General features: G+C 62.3%; 18 protein-coding genes. 10 read left to right on the plus strand and 8 right to left on the minus strand.

Translation table 11 applies throughout. The annotated features are described in order from the left end of the window. Positions 1-176 precede the first annotated feature (176 nt). The 3 genes from SMD27_RS06100 to SMD27_RS06110 form a co-directional block, all read right to left on the minus strand. The gene (locus SMD27_RS06100; protein ID WP_320507428.1) at positions 177-1,418 is read right to left on the minus strand and encodes a prenyltransferase/squalene oxidase repeat-containing protein; all 1,242 of its coding nucleotides are present in this window, start codon (positions 1,416-1,418) and stop codon (positions 177-179) included. Continuing rightward, positions 1,415-2,749: a TldD/PmbA family protein gene (locus SMD27_RS06105; RefSeq protein WP_320507429.1), complete on the minus strand. Its 1,335-nt coding sequence runs from the start codon at positions 2,747-2,749 to the stop codon at positions 1,415-1,417. Before SMD27_RS06105 ends, SMD27_RS06100 begins: the two co-directional genes overlap by 4 nt. A 121-nt stretch (positions 2,750-2,870) precedes the next feature. Next, positions 2,871-3,395: a GNAT family N-acetyltransferase gene (locus SMD27_RS06110; protein ID WP_320507430.1), complete on the minus strand. Its 525-nt coding sequence runs from the start codon at positions 3,393-3,395 to the stop codon at positions 2,871-2,873. Positions 3,396-3,615: 220 nt separating this feature from the next. Here SMD27_RS06110 and SMD27_RS06115 point away from each other — a divergent pair, with 220 nt between their 5' ends. Beyond that, positions 3,616-3,876, plus strand: coding sequence for a hypothetical protein (locus SMD27_RS06115; protein ID WP_320507431.1), 261 nt, complete (start codon positions 3,616-3,618; stop codon positions 3,874-3,876). A 9-nt stretch (positions 3,877-3,885) separates the two neighbouring features. Here the strand turns inward: SMD27_RS06115 and SMD27_RS06120 are convergent, their stop codons facing one another. Continuing rightward, positions 3,886-4,671 (minus strand): class I SAM-dependent methyltransferase, encoded by a 786-nt coding sequence (locus SMD27_RS06120; RefSeq protein ID WP_320507432.1) that lies wholly within the window; start codon positions 4,669-4,671, stop codon positions 3,886-3,888. A gap of 122 nt (positions 4,672-4,793) precedes the next feature. Here SMD27_RS06120 and SMD27_RS06125 point away from each other — a divergent pair, with 122 nt between their 5' ends. The 3 genes from SMD27_RS06125 to SMD27_RS06135 all read left to right on the plus strand — a co-directional run bounded on the left by SMD27_RS06125 (position 4,794) and on the right by SMD27_RS06135 (position 7,276). Next, complete coding sequence (locus tag SMD27_RS06125) at positions 4,794-5,603, plus strand: helix-turn-helix transcriptional regulator (RefSeq protein ID WP_320507433.1); 810 nt, start codon at positions 4,794-4,796, stop codon at positions 5,601-5,603. A gap of 617 nt (positions 5,604-6,220) precedes the next feature. Then, positions 6,221-6,859 carry a LysE family translocator gene (locus tag SMD27_RS06130; RefSeq protein WP_320507434.1) on the plus strand — a complete coding sequence of 213 codons (639 nt, stop codon included), beginning with the start codon at positions 6,221-6,223 and terminating at the stop codon, positions 6,857-6,859. 153 nt (positions 6,860-7,012) lie between these two features. Next, positions 7,013-7,276: a TFIIB-type zinc ribbon-containing protein gene (locus SMD27_RS06135; protein ID WP_320507435.1), complete on the plus strand. Its 264-nt coding sequence runs from the start codon at positions 7,013-7,015 to the stop codon at positions 7,274-7,276. A 63-nt stretch (positions 7,277-7,339) separates the two neighbouring features. Here SMD27_RS06135 and SMD27_RS06140 read toward each other — a convergent pair whose 3' ends face one another. Together SMD27_RS06140 and SMD27_RS06145 are read right to left on the minus strand one after the other, a co-directional pair. Beyond that, entirely contained in the window at positions 7,340-8,923 is a 1,584-nt protein-coding gene (locus SMD27_RS06140) for a lysine--tRNA ligase (RefSeq protein ID WP_320507436.1), read from the minus strand. A 98-nt stretch (positions 8,924-9,021) separates the two neighbouring features. Beyond that, complete coding sequence (locus SMD27_RS06145) at positions 9,022-10,092, minus strand: endonuclease/exonuclease/phosphatase family protein (RefSeq protein ID WP_320507437.1); 1,071 nt, start codon at positions 10,090-10,092, stop codon at positions 9,022-9,024. 165 nt (positions 10,093-10,257) lie between these two features. Here SMD27_RS06145 and SMD27_RS06150 point away from each other — a divergent pair, with 165 nt between their 5' ends. Next, positions 10,258-11,364: a DUF4344 domain-containing metallopeptidase gene (locus tag SMD27_RS06150; protein WP_320507438.1), complete on the plus strand. Its 1,107-nt coding sequence runs from the start codon at positions 10,258-10,260 to the stop codon at positions 11,362-11,364. 42 nt (positions 11,365-11,406) lie between these two features. Here SMD27_RS06150 and SMD27_RS06155 read toward each other — a convergent pair whose 3' ends face one another. Next, the gene (locus tag SMD27_RS06155) at positions 11,407-12,480 is read right to left on the minus strand and encodes a saccharopine dehydrogenase family protein (RefSeq protein WP_320507439.1); all 1,074 of its coding nucleotides are present in this window, start codon (positions 12,478-12,480) and stop codon (positions 11,407-11,409) included. Positions 12,481-12,728: 248 nt separating this feature from the next. Here SMD27_RS06155 and SMD27_RS06160 point away from each other — a divergent pair, with 248 nt between their 5' ends. The 3 genes from SMD27_RS06160 to SMD27_RS06170 all read left to right on the plus strand — a co-directional run bounded on the left by SMD27_RS06160 (position 12,729) and on the right by SMD27_RS06170 (position 16,408). Next, positions 12,729-13,172, plus strand: coding sequence for an Lrp/AsnC family transcriptional regulator (locus SMD27_RS06160; protein ID WP_320507440.1), 444 nt, complete (start codon positions 12,729-12,731; stop codon positions 13,170-13,172). Between the two features lie 13 nt (positions 13,173-13,185). Next, entirely contained in the window at positions 13,186-14,178 is a 993-nt protein-coding gene (locus tag SMD27_RS06165; RefSeq protein ID WP_320507441.1) for a threonine/serine dehydratase, read from the plus strand. A 133-nt stretch (positions 14,179-14,311) separates the two neighbouring features. Further along, complete coding sequence (locus SMD27_RS06170) at positions 14,312-16,408, plus strand: LTA synthase family protein (RefSeq protein WP_320507442.1); 2,097 nt, start codon at positions 14,312-14,314, stop codon at positions 16,406-16,408. Positions 16,409-16,472: 64 nt separating this feature from the next. On the opposite strand, the gene SMD27_RS06175 is transcribed toward SMD27_RS06170, so the two are convergent. Continuing rightward, positions 16,473-17,021, minus strand: a complete 549-nt coding sequence (locus tag SMD27_RS06175) for a hypothetical protein (protein WP_320507443.1) — start codon at positions 17,019-17,021, stop codon at positions 16,473-16,475. 329 nt (positions 17,022-17,350) lie between these two features. Between SMD27_RS06175 and SMD27_RS06180 the strand changes: the two genes are divergently transcribed. After that, positions 17,351-19,141, plus strand: coding sequence for a putative bifunctional diguanylate cyclase/phosphodiesterase (locus SMD27_RS06180; RefSeq protein WP_320507444.1), 1,791 nt, complete (start codon positions 17,351-17,353; stop codon positions 19,139-19,141). A 131-nt stretch (positions 19,142-19,272) separates the two neighbouring features. Then, positions 19,273-22,104: an ATP-dependent DNA helicase gene (locus tag SMD27_RS06185; protein WP_320507445.1), complete on the plus strand. Its 2,832-nt coding sequence runs from the start codon at positions 19,273-19,275 to the stop codon at positions 22,102-22,104. Positions 22,105-22,135 lie beyond the last annotated feature (31 nt).

A 22,135-nucleotide genomic window follows, 5' to 3' on the forward strand; every position in this document is an offset into this window, starting at 1 on the left:
ACTGGCTTTCATCTACGACTCGGGTTCGAGAACCCGCGACGCGGCAGACAATGCGGCAAGCCGGTGACGGGATGATGACAGGCGCGGCCGGACATCTGTCCTGCACCGAAATTCACCGGCCTGTCGCTGGATCGACGCGGAACCGTCATCTCCGCATGGCGGCGATGTCCGGACTCTTAAGGAAAGGTTGCCGAACCGGTGAAGGGATTGAAGCGTCGCTCGGCCAGGGCGACCCAGGCAGTTGCGCCAAGATGGGGCAGCCGGAAATAGAGGCGCGGCTGGCGCGGATCGGTCGGCAGCATGAAGCCGGTCGGCAAGGCCGCGATATCGCTGGCATAGTAGCTGCCATCGCTGGCACGCTGGCGGGCGATGGCTTTCAGCAACGCAGCCGCTTTCGTCTCGTCGCCGTGCAAGGCCACCAGCAGCGCAACCTGGGCGGTGCCTTCGGTCCAGATGCCGGATTTCACCTCGCTATAGGCATATCCGTCGCCGACCGCCAGTCGGGCGGCGATTATTGCCATCACTGCATCGGCACGGCTCTCGAGACCTGGCAGCGCCAGGAGCGGCCAAACCTGCGCATCCAAGGCAAGGAAGCGATTGATCGACACACCGTCATCGCCGGTGCCGGTGGCAAAGCAGGCGCAAGCATTATCCCACATCGCCGAGACGAACTGGCTGGCAGCATGCGCCTGATCTTGCCAAGGCGCATTGCCGGTCATCATGGCCAGTTCGGCGAAGGCTGCGGCGAGATCGGTATTGTGCTCGGTCGATTTCCAGGTGACGGTCGATGGTGTCGGTTCATGGCCGAAAGTGCCGCCGGTAAAGCCGCCGATGCGATGTGTCGTATCGCGCTGCGTGATGAGCCAATGAGCGATCCGCTCCGCGCCGCCGCGATAGCGCGTATCGTGCTCATGGCGGGCGAGCGATAGCAAGGCGAGCATGGCCCAGGCGAGATTGCCGCTATCGCTCCCCGCCTGATAGCGGTCCTCCAGCCAGCGTTGTTCTTTTTGATCCCACCAGCCGGCAAGTTTTATCGGCTCCGTCGTGACAGGCCCGGCGGCATAGCCATTGCGCAATCGTCCGTCATGCCAGTAGCGGTCATGCTCCAGCGCAAGCAGCATGGCATCGCCGATCCGGCGCGCCTGATCGCCCCGTCCGCAACCGAGCAGCGCGATTGCGGCGACTGCATTGTCGTAAAGGAAGGCCGCGTTGTGCAGCGGTCCCGTCGTGACACTTGGAAAGCTCGCGAGGAGGACCGGCCCATCCGGCTGTGCTGCCATGGTCCTGGCGAGCACAGCGCAGGCCGGACCGTCAACTACCGCATCGGCTGCCGCTGGCTGCGACCGCGATGCGGTCAGCAGCAGAACGAGAGCAAGGAAGAGGGGTAATCCGCCGAAATATCGACAGCGGCGCGTCATGCGCCGGCGATGGTCATGCCGTCAATGCGTAGGGTTGGCGCATCGATCCCGTAGCGGAACACCAGGTCATCGGCCGGCGTGATGTTAAGGAACATCTCCTTCAGATTGCCGGCGATGGTGACTTCCGATACCGGATAGGCCAGTTCGCCCTTCTCGATCCAGAAGCCGGCTGCACCGCGGCTGTAATCGCCGGTCACTCCATTCACGCCATGGCCGATCAGCTCGGTCACATAGAAACCGCGTTCCACCGCACCGATCAATTCCTTGGGCGAGACCTCGCCCGCTTCCATATAGAGATTGGACGTCGAGGGCGAACCGCCGCGGCTGCCATGGCCGGTGGTACGCAGATTGAGCTGCCGCGCTTCCCGGCAGCCGAGGACCCAGCTCTTCAGCACCCCGTCTTCGATGAAGGCCATGCGGCGATTTGCGACACCTTCGCCATCGAAGGGCCGCGAACGCAGGCCACGCCGGCGATGCGGGTCGTCGATGATATTGATGCCGGCGGCGAAAACCTGCTTGCCCATTTGGTCCTTCAGGAAGCTGGTGCCGCGCGCGATCGAACCGCCATTGATGGCCCCGGCGAAATGGCCGATCAATCCATTCGAGATACGAGGATCGTAAATGACCGGCAGTTTCGCCGTCTGCGCCTTGCGCGGATTGAGGCGCTTGACCGCACGCTCGCCGGCCGCCTTGCCCAGGGCCACGGGATCGGTGAGATCGGCGCCGAAGACGGTGGAGGAATAATCGTAGTCTCGCTCCATCGCCGTCCCTTCGCCGGCAATGACCGAGACACTCAGCCCGAAGCGGCTGCCGCTGAAACTGCCGCGAAAGCCGTTACTGCCGACCAGCGCCATGTCGACCCGGCCCCAGCCGGCCTCGGCGCCTTCGGAATTGGTGACGCCAAGTACCGCCCGCGCGGCTTCTTCGGCCAGCCTAACCTTCTCGGCGAGTTGAGCTTCACTCGGTTCTCGTGGATCGAACGATTCCAGTTGCGGCCAATCTTTCGCCAGCAGCTCCGGTTCAGCGGGCCCGCAATAGGGATCTTCCGGCACGGCTTTTGCCATGGCGACGGCGCGCTCGGCCAATTCGTCCAGCATGGAATCGGAGAGATCGCTGGTGGAGACCATGGCCTGCCGCTTACCGACGAAGACCCGCAGGCTGACATCCTGAGATTCCGACCGCTCCAGCTTTTCCCGCTTGCCGAGCCGTTGGCCGAGGCTCAGCGAGCTGTCGCGGGCCAACCCCGCATCGGCGGCATCTGCGCCGGCCCGCTTGGCGCGGGCGATCAAGCCGTCCAACACATCGAGAATCGCGGAAATCTGTTCAGCCATGGTGTCCTCTGAAAATGCTGTCGCAGCGTAGAGCGCGTTTCATAGAGATGGAAGTTTTTTCGCGCCAATTCAACGAGCTCATTTGATGAGTCTGTGCAGCCAGCGTTGCCTGGGCGGCCGATCAGCGACTTTGAGGTTGCCGGGCCAATTCGGTCAGATCAAAACGCAGCAGCGGCAGGTAGCGCGCGGGGCTCAGGTCGGAAGGAACCGCGCCGGCCACGACCGCTCCTTGGCGGCGATAGAAATCCTCTGCATGAGGATCGCTGGTGATCTGGAAATAAGCGAAGCCCAATCCGCGCGCCAAAGTGATGGCGTGACGAAAAAGGTGCGTGCCGATGCCACGCCGCTGCTGATCAGGCATCACGAACAGCCAATCGAGATTGAGGAGGCCATCGATGACGGCAAAGCCATAGAAGCCCGTCAGCCGGTCGCGGCTGTCTTCCGCTACGTAATAGGGATGCCGTCGGATATCTTCCGGCGAAATCGTCATCACCTTGCGGCACCGTGCCATGAAGGCGGCATCGTAGCCCCAACTGGCTTTGGAAAGCAAAGCGAGGTCGGTAAGGGCGGCGGCCTCTCTCGGCCGGGCCGAACGCAATCGGCAGTTATCCGTGCCGCTGCCCGCAATGACGGTCAATCGCGTCATGCGTCATCACCCTTCCGTGATCGTTACGCCTGATGGTCTTTCCTGGCCGTTGCTCTTGCGCTCTCTGCGCGTCACTGACACTTTAGCACGTATGTTTCGTCGCAGAGCAATCCCTCTCATTGTCCTCTGTCTTGTCGCGGCCCTCTTGATCGCGGCCGGGGCATATTTTTACCTTCATGACGGCGGGACGGATCGGCAAGCCGCGGACCGGGCGAATTTCATGAAGACCTGCAAGCAGCAGGGCCGCATCGCCAATGGCGGCGGCGCTCTGGCGATGGATGAAGCCACCGAAGAGATGCTTGACAGCTATTGCAGCTGCGTCGCAGACCGATTGGCAAAGAATCTGGATGCGGCGGAAATCGGCAAGATCGGCGACGGATCGGCCGGGCCGGAAACCCTCGCGAAGCTCGATCGCATGGTCGCCGATTGCCGGCAGCGCTCAGTCAAGCCGGCGCCGGAACCAACGACGCCGGAAAACTGACGGGCTCTGCTAAACCGGATTGGCGATCATGGTCATGGTGTCGATGGTAAAGCTGCCATCGGCCTCGATCTCGAAATGCCGAGTCACGTCATCGGCCATGCGCTGTTGCAGCGACCGGATCGCCTGGACGTGAACTTCCGGCGTCTGCATCCGTGTGACCCAACTGGTGAATTCCAGCCGCAGGCGCCGCCGGGTAACCTCGCCCGGCGCGAAGCCGGATTTCTTCAGTGCCCGCTCCCATTCGGCAATCGTGTAGTTCCGCACATGCGACGGATCGCGCAGCATCTCGATCGTCTGGAAAAACGTGTCTAACAGCGGATGGCCGGGCGTATAGACATCGGCGAAGACGGCACGGCCGCAGGGCCGCACCACGCGGCGCGCTTCCCGCAAGGCGGCATCGAGATCGTGCCAATGATGAGCGCTGAAGCGGCTCATTACGAAGCCGAAAGAGCCGTCCTCAAAGGGCAGCTTTTCGGCCGCGCCGCGCTCGGTCTTGATATTCTCCAGGCCACGCTCGGTGGCCGTGGCGGCAACGGCATCCAGCATGTCCTGCGACAAGTCATAGGCGACGACCTCGCGCACATGCGGTGCTACCTGGAAGCTGACATGACCCCCGCCGGAGCCGAGATCCAAGACGCGGGCATGTCCGATCCCCATGACCATACCGGCCATCTGCTGCAGATCCTCGCCCTGCGCGTGTACGGCGCTGGTGACATAAGCTGCGGCGCGGGGCCCAAATTGCTCGGCGACGACGGTTTGGTGAACGCGGCTGGATGACGGTTGATCGGATTTCATGATTTTCGGCCTGCTGCTGGAGGCGCTGCCCTTGGCAGCGCGGAAAAGTTGCGACAGAAGGCAGGATGTGGCCAAATTCATACCGGTACTAGACCACTAGATATCCTGGTATAAAAACTGCCATGAAAACGCCGCCTTCTTCCCAGCGCCATGCGTTGGCGGCCTTCCTGCGGGCCCAGCGAGCGCGCCTATCACCGGCATCCTTCGGCCTGTCCACAGGGTCGCGGCGCCGTACCCCCGGGCTGACCCGGGAGGAAGCGGCTCAGCTCAGCGGCATGAGCGCGACCTGGTACACCTGGATCGAGCAGGGACGGGAGGTATCGATGTCGCCGGCCGCCTTGGCACGCCTGGCAAGGGCCTACCGACTCACGCGGGCGGAGCGGGCTTATCTGTTCGATCTGGCCGATAAGCGCGATCCCGATGTTCACCAAGCCGGCCAAGATGCCGATCTGCCGGAGGCCGCTGCTGCCGCCATCGCCGCCGTCACGGTGCCGGCCTATCTGCTCGACCGGCATTGGCAGGCACGCCATTGGAACGCGGCGGCCGCGGCACTTTTCATCGGCTGGCTGGATCACACTGCCGCCGATCCGCAGCGCAATCTGCTGCGCTATATCTTTCTCGAGCCCCGGGCGCGCCAGATGATCGTCGATTGGGAAGACCGGGCGCGGCGTGTCGTGGCTGAATTCCGCGCCGATCACAGCCATGCGCTGGACGATCCGCAGCTTCGCGGGCTGATCGGCGATCTGCGCCGCCACAGCCCGGCCTTTAGCCGTCTATGGGAGGAGCAATCGGTGCTTGGGCGCGAAGGCGGTAACCGGCAGTTCCAGCATCCGCAACGCGGCCTGCTGCTCTACCGCCAGATCGCCTTCACCCTCGCAAATCAGCCAGATATCAAACTGGTGATGCTGGTGCCGGTTGATGCAGCGGCGTAGTCGCACTGTCATCGGACTTTCCGGCCAGTCGGCTTTCAGCAAGTGGCGGTAATTCCGCCGGCGCGGTGTCCACGACAGGGCAGGCACTCGCCATCGACGGGCCGGTGATGACATCGAAATCAGTGGTGTGGATGCGTTTCATGGTCGTCTCCTGGATTAGGAAACCGCTCCATGTCAGGCGGGAATTCGATTGACCGGGAACCGGAAATACGAAAGCCGCCTTACAGGGGGCGGCTTCGGGGTTGTGTCAGATGCACACGATCCTAGGCCGCCGGGCTGTACCAGCGGTACCAAAATCGCGAGGTGCGCAGGGCACCGGATGTCATCTGCATCTTGCTCATGGGCTCAATGTAAGCCGCGTGAGGCCCGCTGGCAAGTCCATTGGTATGCGTGATTTGACCAGTGGCGCGGCGACGGTCATAAGCATCGCATGACGACGATGTTCGACCTTGGGACCACCAACCAACAAGCGACCGCGCCTTTCGGCGGGTCGTCAGGTGGTCTTGCGCGCTAAAACCAAGCGTCGTTAACCATCACAGGCCCCCGCCGGCAACGGACGGGGCTTTTTATTTGCGCAATCTCCGTCTGTCGCCCGCAAACCGACAACGGAGATATCCATGCCGATCATCGATCCTACGCTTTATCTTGCCTTCATCGCCACGGTGGCGATGTTGATGCTTGTTCCCGGCCCCAATGTGGCCTTGATCACCTCGGCCAGCATTGCCCATGGCACCCGCGCCGGTTTTTTGACAGTGCTTGGCACCAGTTGCGCCATGATCCCGCAGCTTGCCTTGACGGCACTGGGGATGACCGCGTTGCTCGGCCTGATGGCCCAGCTCTTCGATATCCTGCGCTGGCTCGGTGTCGCTTATCTATTTTATCTCGGATTGCGATGCTGGCTCGCCGCACCTGACCGCTTGAATGTGGAGACGATGCAGTCGATGCCGATCAATGTCGCTATGGCGAAGCGCCTGTTGCTGCGCGGCTTTTTGGTCTCCTTCGGCAATCCGAAGACCTTGCTGTTCTACGGCGCCTTTCTGCCGCAGTTCATTGCGGCGGACCGCGCGGCCGGTCCGCAGCTCGCCCTGCTGTCGGTGACGTTTCTTGCTCTTGCCCTCGGTGTCGATAGCGGCTGGGCCCTCCTCGCCGGTCGCAGCCGGCATCTGCTGTTGCGACACGGCCGGTTGCGTCAGCGCATGACCGGTGGCCTGTTGATGACGGCGGCCATTGGCCTCGCGGTAGCGCATCGCCGTTGACTGTTTCGTTCCCCTCTTGGCTACGGATGTCGCGCCTCTTGCGCCACGATATCAGGAGGGCCATGTCAGGTTCATATCAGAGCGGCGCCAAGAAGGCCGCGATCGTAACGAAAGACCTTAAGCCGAGCAAACTCACAACAGGAGGTTCCGCTGATGAAATGCCCTACCTGCCAGGAAGATCTCGTGATGAGCGACCGACAGGGGATCGAAATCGATTACTGCCGCAAATGCCGGGGTGTCTGGCTGGATCGCGGCGAATTGGACAAGATCATCGAGCGGAGCGTGCAGGAGATGCCGCAAGCAGCATCGGCGATGCGCGAGCCCTCTAGGTCACAGCAATCTCGCCGCGATGATGATGACGATTACCGATACAAGCATCACCGGCGCAAATCCTGGCTCAGCGATCTGTTCGACTGAGCGAAAATGAAAGCGGCAGCTCGTTTCCGGGCTGCCGCTTTCTTCAGGCGATCGATTGCGTGGTCAGGCGGCGAGATCCTCGCCCGCCAGCGCGCGGCGAATCAGATCGGCGGTTTCCTTGCGCCCATAGAGCGCAATGAAGGAGCCGAAACGTGGACCCTGATCCTGCCCCAGCAAGACTTCGTAAAGCGCCTTGAACCAGGCCCGCAATTCCGTGAAGCCGTGACGCTTGCCGATCTCGTAGACCTCGTTCTGGAGATCTTCAGCGCTGGCCGTGCCCGGCGCTTTGTCGAGATAGGCGAGCAAGTCGGCGAGGGCGGCCTTTTCGGTCGCATCCGGAGCCCGATACTTCTTCGTCGGCTTCACATGATCGCGATAATAATTGATCGCATAGCCGACAAGTTTGTCGAGGAAGGGCGCCGTGGCCGGCGTCGCATCCGGCTTGTAGCGGGTGATGAAGCCCCAAAGGGTTTCCTTGGCCTCCGCATTGCAGACACTGGCGAGGTTCAGCAGGATGCCGTAGCTGAGCTGCGCCTTGTCCTTCGGCGGTTTGCCGTTATGGATATGCCAGGCGGGATTTTCCATCCGCTGGGCCTCGGTTTCGCCGTCGAACTTCTCGACGAAGGTGATGTAGTCATCGACCGCCCGGGGAATGACGTCGAAATAGAGGCGCTTGGCCGCACGTGGCTTCTGATACATGAACAAAGCAAGGCTTTCGGGCGGCGCATAGGCCAGCCATTCCTCGACGCTGAGGCCGTTGCCCTTGGATTTGGAAATCTTCTGGCCCTGGTCGTCGAGGAAGAGTTCGTAGTTGAAGCCGTCCGGCGGCGGCGAGCCCAGCTCGCGGCAGATCTTGTTGGCAAGCTGCACCGAGGGGATCAGGTCCTTGCCGGACATTTCGTAATCGACGCCCAGCACATGCCAGCGCATGGCCCAGTCCGGCTTCCATTGCAGCTTGCAGCGCCCGCCGGTGACCGGCGTCTCCACCTTGGAGCCGTCCTCGTCCTGATAGACGATGGTGCCGGCGGCGGCATTGTGTTCCAGCACCGGCACCTGCAGCACCCGGCCGGTCTTCTGGCAGAGCGGCAGGAACGGCGAATAGCTTGCCGCCCGTTCCTCGCGCAGGCTCGGCAGCATGATCTCCATCACCTGCTCATAATGCTTCAACACATCCAGCAGGCCCTGATCGAACCGCCCCGACATGTAGTAATCGGTCGAGGACTGGAATTCGTATTCGAAGCCGAAACTGTCGAGGAAGCCGCGCAGCATGGCATTGTTGTGATGTCCGAAACTCTCATATTTGCCGAAGGGATCGGGCACTTTGGTGAGCGGCTTGCCGAGATGCTGGGCCAGCATCTCCTGGTTCGGCACATTGGTCGGTACCTTGCGCAGCCCATCCATGTCATCGGAGAAGGCAAACAGACGGGTCGGGATGTCGGAGAGGCGCTGAAAGGCCTGGCGCACCATCGTGGTGCGGACCACCTCGCCAAAGGTGCCGATATGCGGCAGGCCCGAGGGACCGTAGCCTGTCTCGAACAGCACATAGCCCTTTTTCGGCGCTTTCCCGGCATAGCGCGCGACCAGTTTGCGCGCCTCCTCAAAGGGCCAGGCCTTCGCCGCTTCGGCATAGGTGCGTTCGCTCGTCATCTCCATCAATCTCCGGTTTCGGGTAAAGAAGGTCGGAGACTAGTGGCGGCGCGGGTTGCGGGCAAGGGCGCAGTCGCCGCAGAACGAGCCAAAAGGCCTTAGGGAACCGTTTTTTCCGGGCGAATGGCGATCTGTGCCACAACCGGCAGGTGATCGGAGGTCAAGGCCGGGCCGGCATCCATCCGGGTGACCGTGACCCGGCCACGGCCGAAGATGTGGTCGATAGGCAGGCGCAAAGGCATCGGCAGCCAGCGCGGCCAGCTCGGCACGAGGCCGGCATTGGCACGCCAGCCGCCGGCAATGCGCATTTCGGTCAGGACGCGGCTCCAGGGTGCCGCGTTGAAATCGCCCATCAGGATCGCATCGGCGGGCAGGCTGGCAAAATATCTGCCGATCCGCGCCACCTGCCCCTCCTGGGCGATATCCTCCTCTGCATGCCTGATTTCGATCAAGCCGTTCAGCGATGAACTCAAATGAGTGACGCCGATGGTGACCGGTCCCCCGGGCAGATCAAGTCGCGCACTGACAACGATTGGCCGCATTCCCTCGACACGCTGCGTGGCGACGTCATGCAAGGGCAGGCGCGACAGCAGCATCTCCTCGCATTTCTTGAGGCTGCCCACGCAATCCGCCTGATAGGGATAGAGATCGCGCAACGAAGCCAGCGCGGCCTTCAACCCGGGTGTCACCTCCACCAAGCCGATCACATCGGCCCCGCTGCCGCGTAGATACTGAACCAGATTGTCGTACCGGTCGTTGCGATACCAGGTGTTCAACGAAACGATCTTCAATGCCGACGCGCCGGGAATCGGTGCTTCAGCGGCGATGGCCCTGCCGGTCGGCGATGCCGGGGGCCAGACGATCCAGCCCTGCCACAAGGCGAGCAGGCCGGCAATGAGGAAGCCGCGCCACGACCGCTGCACCAGCGCCAGCGCGGCGAGGGACGCGCCGATTAGGCAAAGCTGCAAAGCAAGATGCGGGAAGATGGCGATGATGGCCCGCAAGACCATCGGCAATTCCATCAGCTGGCCTTGCTGCTGGTCGAGCCAGCCCATCAAAGCCGCGAACCAGGCAAGGCAGAGAACAGTTCGCCACAACACGCGTCCCGCCTGTCGCAGGCGCCATGTCCCGCTCCTCGTCTGTTCCTGTAAGCCGGAAGTCGTTGTCATGAAGCTGTTATCCGTGAACGTCCTGTCTGATCGCTTGCTATCGCATGTTGCCGACCTGATGTAGCACAATTGCGGCCCAACGGTTAATCTGCACCAAATCCTATTGTGATTTGTGATGCGGGGGCCGAGTTGAAACGCGGTGTTCTGATGCGAATGCGACCATGGATGGCAGGGTTGATCATCCCGTTTTTTCGCGCAGTGGTTCTAATCGCTCTGGTTCTAATCGCGGTGGTTTTTATCGCAATGGTGCAATCCGGTTCGGCCCAGGAAAGCACGGGGCCGGCGCAAACCGCTCAGGATCAGGTGCTGCAGAATGATGCCTCGCCTGATTTGCTGACACCTAGCTTGCCGTCTCCTCAGGACGGACAGGCGGCGGATTCCGCGGATGATCCGGATGGCGGGCCGAATGAGGATCCGGTCTGGGCTTACTTCCTCGGCAAAACCGGTTTCGTCTTCTATCGCGATATGGCCGATCTGCTGATACAGCATTTCGATCTCTCCCATCCAGGAGATACCGCGACGGCGCGCGATCAATTGGCCGCCCTGTTGCTGGTCAGTGCCGAAGGCGATCAATATAACGGCATCCCGCTGATGCAAGCGGTGCTCGGCTGGTTCAATTCATGGCATCTCGCCATGCAGGAAGATCAGGCGGCACAGCAGCAGGCGCCATCGGGCGGCAAGGATGCCGATGAGGATGAGACTGGGACGGATTCCGCCACCGGTACAGCCTGGGCAATCGGCAGTCTTAATCCGGCGCAAATGGCAACCATCGCCTGCGTGATCTATGGCAGCGATCCGGCAAGATGGCGCCGCGTGGTGGATGAGGGGCTACTCGCGCCGGCACAGGCGGGCGATTGTGCGGCGGGCTTTGCCGATTTGCGCCAAAGCTGGGCCCGATCGCTTGCCAAGGCTGATATCGCCGTCGTGTCCTTGGCATCGGCGCAGCCTGCGGGTATCTCGTCGACGCAGGAGCTTCATCCGCTCACGCTGCAATATCGCAGCAGCGCCGATCCGACATTGCGGGATATCGCCGCTTGGATCCGCAACAGCGCGCTGTTCGACGGGCTGGTCCGGCATCTGAACGAGACTGTTAAGCTGCCGGATCCGCTGGTCATCACCCTGGAATCATGCGGCCCTTTGCCAACCGCATCGCCGGACGCTGCGCCGGAGATGATCGACGCCTCCGGCGGCAATCTTCAACTGTGTTATGAAGTATTGAGCGATATCTATGGCGAAGCCTCGACGCAGAATGTCGAGGCGCCGCCGGAATGAGTCGCGCCAATCCGGCGGCATCGGCCCCTGGACCCGTTGCGGTTAAGCGTAATATTTGCCGAAACGGTTGGCGAGAAATGCGTCGAGATCGCACATTTCCTGGCGGATAAATCCCTTCTTCGGCAATTTGCCGTCGCCTTGCAGATCCAGCATGGCGCAGATCCCGGCGGCCGTGGTGATCTGGATCGCGCTCATCAATTTGCCCTCGATTTCGCGGGCGTAGATTTTCTTCGCATAGGTCTCTTGCGTCAGGCGGCCATCCTTCGTGCCGGTGACGGTGACGAAGATCAAGACGACATCCTGATGCGTGATCGGCACCGACTTTTCCATGATGTCCTTCAACAGGTCGCGGCGGTCACGCAGCCGCAGATCTTCGAGCAGTAATTTCATGATGTCGCGATGGCCGGGATAGCGAACGGTCTTGTAATTGAGGCTCTGCACCTTGCCGTTCAGCGATTCGCAAAGCGTGCCGAGGCCCCCCGAGGTGTTGAAGCATTCGTAATCGATACCGTCGAGCGAGAAATGCTCCAATCCTTCCAGCGGCATCACGTCGAGCAGCTTACCCTCATAGATGGCTTCGCATGGATTGCAGTATTCGTTGATCAGGCCGTCCGTCGACCAGGTCAGATTGTATTTTAGGCCGTTGGCGGGGAATTGCGGCAGCGCCCCCACCCGCATATGCACTTCGCGCAAGGTGTCGAAACCCTTGGCGAGATGGTTGGCCACGATGGAAATGAAACCGGGCGCGAGGCCGCATTGGGGGGCGAAGGCTGTCGATGCCTTTTTGGCGACGCTGCGGACCGCGCGTGTGGTCGCCACATCCTCGGTCAGGTCGAAATAATGCGCGCCGATCTCGGCGCAGACGGCGGCGACGCCTGGATTGAGGAAGAAGGGCAGGGCGGAGAGCACCGCCGATTGGCCCTTGGCGAGCTTTGCCAGGGCCTTGCCATTGGCGACATCGACCTTCTCGGTCTTCGCCTTCTTACCGCCGGCCTGCTTCAGGAATGCGGCATCGGTATCGGCCAGGGTGATGTCGTAATCGCCGCTCGCATGCAAGAGGTCGACGATGGCGCCACCGATCTTTCCGGCACCCAGAATCAGGACTTTACGGCTCATTTCTCGTTTCCCCTGTACGTTTATATGTGACGACTCGATCATAAGTTGGGGTCGGGCTTGCCTAAACCCGGCGAAAGGTGGAAAACCGGGGCCGAGGCCGACGAATCGCCGGTCTGTTCCTGACGCTTGGACTGATGACTGAGAGCGGGTCAGCGCCAGCATCCGGGAACGGACAAACCAAGAGCTGGGGCTCCTGGCGCCGGGATCGCGTCGGGTGATGTAAACGGAATTGCGGGGGTCGAGGGCAGATGGCGAAACGCAGTTTGGATGATACCGATCAGCGGCTTCTGGCGCTCTTGCGCGCCAATGCACGCCTGCCGACCGCAGCCCTGGGACGGCAGCTTGGCCTGTCACGCAGCGCCGTTCAGGAGCGCCTGAAGCGCCTGGAGCGGGATGGCGTGATCAGCGGCTATACCGTGATCATCGGTACCGAAACCGAGCGCCCCGGCGTAACCGCCCATGTGCTCCTGACGCTCGACCCGAAGTTCCAGGACCGCGCGATGGCCGCATTGAAGGGTGTGCCGGAGGTTGCCGCTTGCTACACAGCGAGCGGGATCTATGATGCTATCGCAATGATCACCGCCAGCACCTCGGCGCATCTCGACGAGGTATTGACCAAAATCGGCAAATTGCCCGGTATTGCCCGCACCACCTCTGCCATCCTTCTTTCCACCATGTTCGAGCGGAAATGATCCGCAGCCCTGAATGACCGCCAATCCCGGAAACGCTCCGATCAGTCGCACCGATATCGAGGCTGCCGCGCATCGCATCGGCGGTTATGTGCGCCGCACCCCGGTGATCGCTCTGGAGGAGGGCGCATTCGGCCTGCCGGCAGCCCTGTTTCTTAAGCTGGAATCGCTGCAACATGCCGGCTCCTTCAAGGCGCGCGGCGCCTTCAATGCGCTGCTCAGCGCGCGGGAAAGTTCCCGCGGGATTCCCGCTGCCGGTGTAATCGCCGCCTCCGGCGGCAATCACGGCGCCGCCGTCGCCTATGCCGCCCAGGCTTTGGGGCTGCATGCTGAAATTTTCGTTCCCCAGATCGCCAGCCCGGCCAAGGTTCAGCGCTTGCGCGATTTCGGCGCAGAGATCCGGCAAACCGGAGCTACCTATGCCGAGGCTTTGGCCGCCGCCCAGGTTCGGCAAGCTGAAACCGGTGCGCTTTCGGTTCATGCCTATGACGAAGTCGCGGTACTCGCCGGGCAGGGTACGCTTGCGCGGGAATTTGAAGCGCAGATCGCCGATCTGGATACGGTGTTGGTGGCGGTCGGCGGTGGCGGCTTGATCGGCGGCATCGCTGCCTGGCATGCGGATGCCAAGCAGGGTGCCCTAACCCCGGGCCACACGCGGATTATCGGCGTCGAGCCCATGAACTGCCCGACCTTGCACGCAGCACTTTCTGCGCGCGCCCCGGTGGATGTCGAAGTGGGCGGGATCGCCGCGGATTCGCTTGGCGCCAAGCGTGTCGGCAATTTGATGTTTGAAATCGCCCGCCGGGCAATCGACCGTTCCGTCCTGGTCGAGGACGAGGCAATCCGCGCCACCCAGCGACTCTTATGGCGGGACCTGCGCCTCGCGGTCGAGACTGGCGGCGCTACCGCGCTCGCTGCCCTGGTAGCCGGCGCTTATAAACCCCGGATCGGTGAACGAATCGGGGTCGTGATCTGCGGCGGCAATGCCGATCTCGCCCATATCGGCTGAACAAAAATACCGCTATTTCGCGTATTCATATGGCCGCCTATGCGGCTGATGCATCCCGCTCGCGCCTTTTTGAATGCTTCAAATATTGCAGCAGAATGACAACTCAATCATAATTTGAGGACATTTTGAGGCAATGCGGCGCTACCGCCGTCAGCTGGAACGGGCCGTTACGATGATTTTCTTTTCCCGCCTGCGCGGGATGCGGACGACCCGCCACCGCTGGCTCGTCCCTGTCGCTTCAACGATCGTCCTTTATGGGCTGGGCTATTGGATTCCGGCGCTGTGCTTCGGCATCTACATCAAGCCAAGCCGCGTTCCGGCCGATTTCGCCCTGCATCTGTCGCTGGCCGTTTTGGTCTTTGCCATATCCCGCCGCGTCTGGGCTTTCCTCCTGCTGCAGACCCTGCTGGTCGCGGTGCTCTATGTCGGGAGTGCGGTCAAGACGTCGATGCTGGGCCGGCCGATCATGCCGGAGGACATCCACAATGTGAATGCGCTGGTACGCATCCTGGGTCCGTTGGGCTGGCTTGCGGTGGCTCTGCCGCTGGCGCTGATCGCCAGCCTGTTCCTCTTCAATCTGCGCCTCAAAGGACGGATGACCAAAGCCGCCTGGGGCCTGCTTCTGGTGGTGCCGGCCGGTGCGTCGGTTTCTCTGACCCATCCGGCAACACAATGGCTGGAAAGCGGTCTCGATCAGGTCTTCGACAACTTCCCCTGGGACCAGCGCGAAAACTACATTCACCGCGGCGGCACGCTGAATTTCGTGCAGGAGGGCGTTCGCGCCTTGGCCGAACGCCGGCCGGCGCCGAGCGACGCCGAGGTCCGCGCGGCGGTGGCGCGCCGTCAATTGGCGAACGGAGCGCGCGTCAATCTGGCTGATATCTACTCACCGGCGCCCTTGGCTGCCGATGGGTCGGTCGATACCTCCTATCGCCGGAAGCGCAATATTCATGTGATTCTCGAAGAAAGCTTCTGGGACCCCAGCCCGCTTGCGGGGGCGCATTTCAACCAGCCGCCGCTTGATCCGCGGTTTGTCGAGCTGTGGCGCCAGACAGGTTTCTCTCGCAGCCTAAGCCCAGCCTATGGCGGACAGACCGCCAATGCCGAATTTGAAGTTCTGTGCGGATTGCCGCTGAACGAAAGCTCAGTCAAATTCGAATACGGTCTCAAGAATTCGATGCCCTGCTTGCCCCAACTGCTCGACCGGGCCGGCTATCGCACCATCGCCTCGCATCCCAACATTCCCGCCTTCTGGAACCGCCAGGTCGCCTTCAAGCTGCTCGGCTTTGAAACCTTTTGGGCGGGCAAGGATTTCGTGATGGACGATCTCGCTGGCGGCGAGTTTCTATCGGACCGGTCTTTGCATGCCCAGGTCGCGGCCAAGCTGACGCAAACCGCCGCCTCAGCCGGCGACCAGCGTCCGGTTTTCGATTACATCGTCTCGATCTTCGGCCATTGGCCCTATCCGCCCAGTGCGCAACGTCCACCGGTCATCACCTCGGACAGCGCCTGGCCGGATGTGGTGAATTACGCTAATGCGGTCTATTACAAATCGCGCGACGTCGTCGATGAGATCGAACGCTTGAGGCGCACCGACCCGGATTCGGTCATCGTGGCTTTCGGCGATCACCTGCCGTCTTTGGGCCCGGGTTTCGGCGGCTATGTGGAATCCGGCCTGTTGAAACCGACCTTCGGGGAATTTACCGCGGCGGATTACGCAATCTCGTCAACGCCGCCGCTGATCGTGATCGACGGTCGCAACGGGCCGCTGCGCCTGGGCCATCTGCCAATGTATCGCCTGCCCCGTCTGGTGATGGATTTGATCGGTGAGAACGGGCCCACCATGTTCGACCTGGCTGCGCCACCGGCCGAAGCGAAAATACGACCGCTGCCGGGCGTCATACTCGACTATAGCGACGGCAGCGACAATCACCTCTGCCGCGAGGGCGCGGATAATCAGGCGCCGGATTGCGCAGGCCTTACTGCTTGGCTAGACGATGTCATGACGATCTCCCGCGACATCCTGGTGGGCGGCCGCTATGCGCTCAACTTGCTGGGCGGCGGCGCCATCGCTGGCGGTTCCATTGATCCTGGCCAGGAGCGCCCCGCCGCACCGCCGATCGGCGACGGAATTGCGCATATCGAGGCGCCAGCCCCCGATGGCGCGCCAGCGGACAATGCGGCCCTTGGCTTCCGGCCCGACACGACAGCCCCGAGCGGCAGCCGCTAGCTCATCCCGATAGCCAAAGACAAACCGCCGGGATCTGTTGCATGTGTTGCAGGTACTTCGGCGCTCAGATCGCCAGGCTCATCACGCTCGGGGAGGCATCCTCGGTGACCAGCGGCGGCTCGGCACCGGCGCGGCGATAGGCTTCGTCGGCCGGTTGTAGGGGCGGAATGTGCAGGCCCTCACCGAGGTATTCCTGGGCCAAGACCTGGGCCGCATAAGGAGCGCTCAGGCTCTCGTCATCGGCAAGACCGAGATCCTCCAGCGACCCATCGCTTTCGTCCCCGATCTCCTCCTCATCGCGCGCCTCGATCTGTTTGGTCGAACGTTGCGCGAGGGCCGTTTTGCTGGCCTGGTGGCTGCTGTCCTGGTTTTCCAGAAACTGCGGTTCCTGTTCGGCGGCACGTTCCTGCGCCTTGCCGACTGCATCCTGGATCGCTTGATAGCTGGACTTTTCCTGTTCACGCGCAGCCGGCTGTTCGACCGGCGTGGCCAAGCGGGCCGGCCCATCCTCCTGCAACAAGGCGCGCTGGCGGTTTCGCCGTGACTGCGCTTCGGCAGCGGCGGTAACCGACAGGTCGCGATAGGTCGCAACAGGTTTGATCAAATCGGCCATAATGGCATTGACCACATTATGCAGCCGCTAGGGCCCAGCAAGCTTCAGATCCGTCTACACCGCAGTGTCGCCCCCTCATCCGGCAACCGGTACGGTAACGGGCATAGACTGAGGCATAATTAAGGGCAGAACAAGGGCGAAACACCCTCCTGTATGCATGTCTTTGATAAACTTATCGGCAAAAATCTGTTAACTATAATATGTTGCTTCGCAATGTGAGCGAAACCTTTAGAGGTTATTAACGCTCTCCACCTACCGTGACTCGTTCGGGGCGTTGGACGCTCGCTCGTAACAAAAAGGCAATAAAGGCACCTGTTGTGGGAATCCCATTGGGCGAGACGACAGTCAGCAGTATGACGCCCGAAAGCGAACCAAATCCGCTCGACTGGCTGCGCCAGGCGGTGGAGGGTTCGGGCGATGTGGCCTATTTCTGGGATGTTGCCAGCGACAATATCTATTGGGTTGGCAACACGCAGGAGATGTTTGGCGAAAGCGCTGCGGCGGATCGCTTGGCATCTTCGGCTGCAATTCCCCCCTCGATGCCGGCCGCTTCTGCCATTCTCACCGGCCATAGTTATAACAACAGGGTTCATCCGGAAGATCTGCCAATCCGGCTGAAGGCGCTGTCCGACCATTTCGCCCAGGCCCGAACCTTCGATTGCGAGTATCGCCTGCGCAGCGGCCACGGCTCGGTGGTCTGGGTGCATGATCGCGGGCGGGCCGTGATGGGCGAGAACGGCGTGCCGGTTAGCATGTCAGGCACTTTGCGCATCGTCACCGATCGCAAGCAAAGCGAGGCGCGGCTGGAGCGGATCGCCAATTATGACGATCTCACGGGCCATTATAATAAACGCCGCCTGCGCGAAGAGCTCGAACATGCCCTTAGCTATGCGCGCCGCTTTTCCATCCCGGGCGCCTTCATCGTCATCGGCGTCGATAAGCTGGCGCTGATCAACAATGCTTACGGTTACGAAATCGGCGACGCCCTGTTGGTGACAATCGGCCAGCGTCTCGACCGCTTCCTGCGCGCCAGCGATGTCATCGGTCGTCTGGGCGGCGATTGCTTCGGCGTCATTCTCACCCAATGCCCCGAGGAGATGGTGCTTCATGCCATGGAGCGCATCATCGAAGTGGTGCGCGACAAGGTGATCGAGATCAAAGGCGAGGCCATTCCGGCCACCGTGTCGATCGGCTGCGTCTTCTTCCCCGGTTTCGTCAACACCGCCTATGATCTGATCGCCAAGGCCGAAACCGCGCTCAATCAGGCGAAGCAGGCGGGACGCAGCTGCTTCAGCGTCTATCGTGCCTCCGAACAGCAATCCTTGCTGTTCCGCCGTAATCTTGATATCGCCGCCCAGGTTCAGGCGGCGATGCGCGAACGCCGGCTGTCTTTCGTATATCAACCGATCGTGCGCTCCGACACGCAGGAAGTGGCCAGCTATGAATGCTTGCTGCGGATGCGCGGCGAACGCGGTGAAATCATCTCCGCAGGTGCTTTCGTGCCGGTGGTCGAACAGCTCGGCATGACCAAGGTGATGGATCGCTATGTCCTCGATCTCGCCGTCGAGGAATTGCGCGCGCATCACGATATCGATCTTGCGGTGAACATTTCCGGTCTGACGGCGACCGACCAGACCTGGCTGCGGGCGCTCATGTCGGCAGTCAAGGCGACGCCGGATATCGGCCCACGCCTGGTGGTGGAGATCACCGAAACGGCGGCTTTACACGACATCGAGGAATCCGCCCGTTTCGTCAATGCGGTGCGCGATCTGGGCTGCCGCGTGGCGATCGACGATTTCGGCGCCGGCTTCACCTCGTTCCGGCACCTGAAAGCGTTGACGGTCGATCTCGTCAAGATCGATGGCTCCTTCGTGCGTAATCTCAGCCGCAGCCAGGACAATCAGCTCTTTATCCGCAATCTGCTCGCATTGGCTGAAACGTTCGGCCTCGAGACGATCGCCGAGTTCGTCGAGAATGCGGAAGACGCCGAAGTGCTGACGCGGGCCGGGGTGCATTATCTCCAGGGTTATTATTTCGGTCGCCCTGATCCGCGGCGTCCCTGGCAGATCGGCGAAAAGGTCAATCCCGAGACTGTTCGCCCGCTGCCGGCGGGTATGTAACCCATACTGCCGCCCGTTCCGCTATCCATCAAAGATGCGCGACGGGATTGCCAGAGCGCGCCGGCTTCGCCATAACAGGGCGATGTTTCATATCTGTTCCCTTCGCAGCTCCCCTTGCCGGCCTGCCTCGGATGCTTGAGCCTAACGCCACCCCAAAGTCCCTGCCGATCAACCGGCGGCCGGTACTGTTGGCTGGCTTTACCGAAGTGATCTGGCTGCCCGGCGACAGCTTGCTAAGCGATGCCGTTGAGCGGCTGGCGCCGCAGGCTGCCTTGCAGCGGGCCCGAGCGGCGCCGCCTTTGCTTTGTCATCTGCCCAATACGGCGCGGCGTTTGCGCGGCGAGCGGTTTCCCGCTTACGACCTGCTGGAACTCCTCGCCTTTGTCCGTCCCGCCAGTTTCTGCCTCCCGACGCCGCGTGGTTTGGCCGAGGCGCTGGGCTTGCCGTTGCCCGCGGCAGCATCCCCGTCGGACAGTCTGGCGCTGCAAGCCCCGCTGCTGCGCCAGGCGGCGCGAGCCCTGCTGAGCGAACTCGCGGCGACTGATCGCCGGCGCCGGCGCCTGATCGGGCTCGCGCGCTATCTGGAAAAAGCCGGCTGGATCTGGGCGCCGGACGTCCTGCGGGCGCTGCAGGCCGGCGATTTCGACGGGCGGGCCGCGCCGGGCATCGCGGTTTGGGAGGATCTGCCAGAATGGAGCGAGACGGCACCCGAACCGGCACCGGCTTCCCTGCCGATCGAAGTTGAGGAAACCCGGCAATATCTGGCGCAATTGCTGGCCGAAGGCGCCGAGCAACGGCCGCAACAGGCGGATTATGCCACCGCCTTGGTGCCGGCCTTCACGCCGCGCCTGGAGCCGGACAGCCCCAACCTGGTGCTTGCCGAGGCCGGCACGGGTGTCGGCAAGACGCTGGGCTATCTGGCGCCGGCGGGCCTCTGGGCACGCAAGAACCAGGGGCCGGTCTGGATCAGCACCTATACCCGGCACCTGCAGCACCAGATCGATCAAGAGCTGGACCGACTTTATGCAAATCCGGCGCTGAAAGCCGGCAAGGTGGTCATCCGCAAGGGGCGGGAGAATTATCTCTGCCTGCTCAATCTGGCGGAGATCGCCGGTAATGCCGCGCAACCGTCCTTGGCTATCGCAGCCGGATTGATGGCGCGCTGGGTGATGGCGACGCGTGACGGCGATATGGTGGGGGGCGATCTCCCCGGCTGGCTGCCGGACCTGATCGGCCTCAATCGCAGCCAGGGCTTCGCCGATCGGCGTGGCGAATGCATCTATGCCGCCTGCCCGCATTACAGCCGCTGTTTCATCGAACGTTCGGTTCGCCGCGCGCGCAAGGCGGAGATTGTGATCGCCAATCATGCGCTGGTGATGATCCAGGCAGCACTCGGTCCGGATGAAAAGCAATTGCCGACCCGCTACGTCTTTGATGAAGGCCATCACCTCTTCGCCGCCATCGACGGCGCCTTCGCCGCGCATTTGACTGGCCAGGAGACGCTCGATCTGCGGCGCTGGCTGCTGGGTGGGGAAGGCGGCCGGTCAAGCCGCGCCAGGGGTCTCAAGCGGCGCATCGAAGACCTCGTTTTGGATGACGCCGGCGCGATCGACCTCCTGCAGCAGAGTCTAGATGCAGCTCGGATTCTGGCCAGCGAAGGCTGGCATCAGCGGCTGATCGATGGCCATCCCATGGGTCCGACCGAAGTTTATTTGGCCGCGGTGCGGCGACAGGTTTTAGCCCGAGCACCCAGCGACGGCGCCGGCTATACGCTGGAAACCGCCACTTTGCCGCTGGATGAGCGCGTGACCGAGGCGGCCCGCGTGCTCGACGAGGCCTTCGCGGCGCTGCAACGGCCGTTGCGCGATCTCGCCGGCCGCCTCGCCAAGCGGCTGGATGAAGATGCCGATACGCTGGACACGCCGATGCGCTTGCGTATCGAGGCGCTGTCGCGCGGCCTTGCCCGTCGCGCCGACATGGAGATTGGCGCCTGGCGGTCGATGCTGGAATCTTTGCGCGATGGCCAGGCGCTCGATGCGATGGCGCCCGATTATGTCGATTGGTTCGCCCTCGATCGCAATGACGGAAGGGAGCTCGATGTCGGCCATTACCGCCACTGGCTCGATCCAACCAAGCCCTTTGCCGAAGTGGTGGCCAAGCCGGCCCATGGCATCGTCGTCACTTCCGCGACCCTGACCGATGGCAGCGGTACGGCGGAGGCTTGGGCGGCAGCGGAAATGCGAACCGGTGCGGCGCATCTGCCGCTGCCGGCGATGCGGGCCCGCGTGGCTTCGCCCTTCAATTATGCGGTCCAGACGCGGGTCTTCATCGTCACCGATATCGGCCGCAACGAGATAGACCAGGTCGCTGCCGCTTATCGCAGCCTGTTTCTCGCGGCCGGCGGCGGCGCGCTCGGCCTTTTCACCGCCATCGCCCGGCTGCGTGAGGTGCACCGCCGGATCGCGCCGGCCCTGGAACAGGCCGGCATCGATCTTCTCGCCCAGCATGTCGATGCGGTGGAGACGGCGACGCTGATCGACATCTTCCGCGGCGAGATCGACGCCTGTCTGCTCGGCACCGATGCCGTGCGCGACGGCGTCGATGTGCCAGGCCGGGCGCTGCGGCTGATCGTCTTCGACCGGGTACCCTGGCCGCGCCCCGATTTGCTGCACAAGGCTCGCAAGGCGCATTTCGGCGGCACGGCCTATGATGACCAGCTGACCCGTTTGAAACTGAAGCAGGCTTTCGGGCGGCTGGTGCGCCGGGCCGATGACCACGGCGTTTTCGTGCTGCTCGACAAGGCGATGCCGTCGCGGCTGCTGACAGCTTTCCCGGAGGGCGTCACGGTGGAGCGGCTTGGCCTCGCCGAGGTGGTGCGGCGGACGGCCGAGTTTCTCAATCCGCCTGTTCAGCCCGATACCGCGCCACAGACCGCGATAAGCGGCGGTATCAACCTTTCTTGAAACGGCAGATGCTGTATCGCGCGGGGGTCTT

It is taken from the genome of Dongia soli (assembly GCF_034044715.1).
GTDB classification, from domain to species: Bacteria; Pseudomonadota; Alphaproteobacteria; order Dongiales; family Dongiaceae; genus Dongia_B; species Dongia_B soli.

What these genes read in the sequence shown, in the direction of transcription:
- SMD27_RS06100 (WP_320507428.1), bottom strand. Translation starts at nt 1,418, where the DNA reads ATGACGCGCCGCTGTCGATATTTCGGCGGATTACCCCTCTTCCTTGCT.
- SMD27_RS06105 (WP_320507429.1), bottom strand. Translation starts at nt 2,749, where the DNA reads ATGGCTGAACAGATTTCCGCGATTCTCGATGTGTTGGACGGCTTGATC.
- SMD27_RS06110 (WP_320507430.1), bottom strand. Translation starts at nt 3,395, where the DNA reads ATGACGCGATTGACCGTCATTGCGGGCAGCGGCACGGATAACTGCCGA.
- SMD27_RS06115 (WP_320507431.1), top strand. Translation starts at nt 3,616, where the DNA reads ATGAAGACCTGCAAGCAGCAGGGCCGCATCGCCAATGGCGGCGGCGCT.
- SMD27_RS06120 (WP_320507432.1), bottom strand. Translation starts at nt 4,671, where the DNA reads ATGAAATCCGATCAACCGTCATCCAGCCGCGTTCACCAAACCGTCGTC.
- SMD27_RS06125 (WP_320507433.1), top strand. Translation starts at nt 4,794, where the DNA reads ATGAAAACGCCGCCTTCTTCCCAGCGCCATGCGTTGGCGGCCTTCCTG.
- SMD27_RS06130 (WP_320507434.1), top strand. Translation starts at nt 6,221, where the DNA reads ATGCCGATCATCGATCCTACGCTTTATCTTGCCTTCATCGCCACGGTG.
- SMD27_RS06135 (WP_320507435.1), top strand. Translation starts at nt 7,013, where the DNA reads ATGAAATGCCCTACCTGCCAGGAAGATCTCGTGATGAGCGACCGACAG.
- SMD27_RS06140 (WP_320507436.1), bottom strand. Translation starts at nt 8,923, where the DNA reads ATGACGAGCGAACGCACCTATGCCGAAGCGGCGAAGGCCTGGCCCTTT.
- SMD27_RS06145 (WP_320507437.1), bottom strand. Translation starts at nt 10,092, where the DNA reads ATGACAACGACTTCCGGCTTACAGGAACAGACGAGGAGCGGGACATGG.
- SMD27_RS06150 (WP_320507438.1), top strand. Translation starts at nt 10,258, where the DNA reads ATGGCAGGGTTGATCATCCCGTTTTTTCGCGCAGTGGTTCTAATCGCT.
- SMD27_RS06155 (WP_320507439.1), bottom strand. Translation starts at nt 12,480, where the DNA reads ATGAGCCGTAAAGTCCTGATTCTGGGTGCCGGAAAGATCGGTGGCGCC.
- SMD27_RS06160 (WP_320507440.1), top strand. Translation starts at nt 12,729, where the DNA reads ATGGCGAAACGCAGTTTGGATGATACCGATCAGCGGCTTCTGGCGCTC.
- SMD27_RS06165 (WP_320507441.1), top strand. Translation starts at nt 13,186, where the DNA reads ATGACCGCCAATCCCGGAAACGCTCCGATCAGTCGCACCGATATCGAG.
- SMD27_RS06170 (WP_320507442.1), top strand. Translation starts at nt 14,312, where the DNA reads ATGCGGCGCTACCGCCGTCAGCTGGAACGGGCCGTTACGATGATTTTC.
- SMD27_RS06175 (WP_320507443.1), bottom strand. Translation starts at nt 17,021, where the DNA reads ATGGCCGATTTGATCAAACCTGTTGCGACCTATCGCGACCTGTCGGTT.
- SMD27_RS06185 (WP_320507445.1), top strand. Translation starts at nt 19,273, where the DNA reads ATGCTTGAGCCTAACGCCACCCCAAAGTCCCTGCCGATCAACCGGCGG.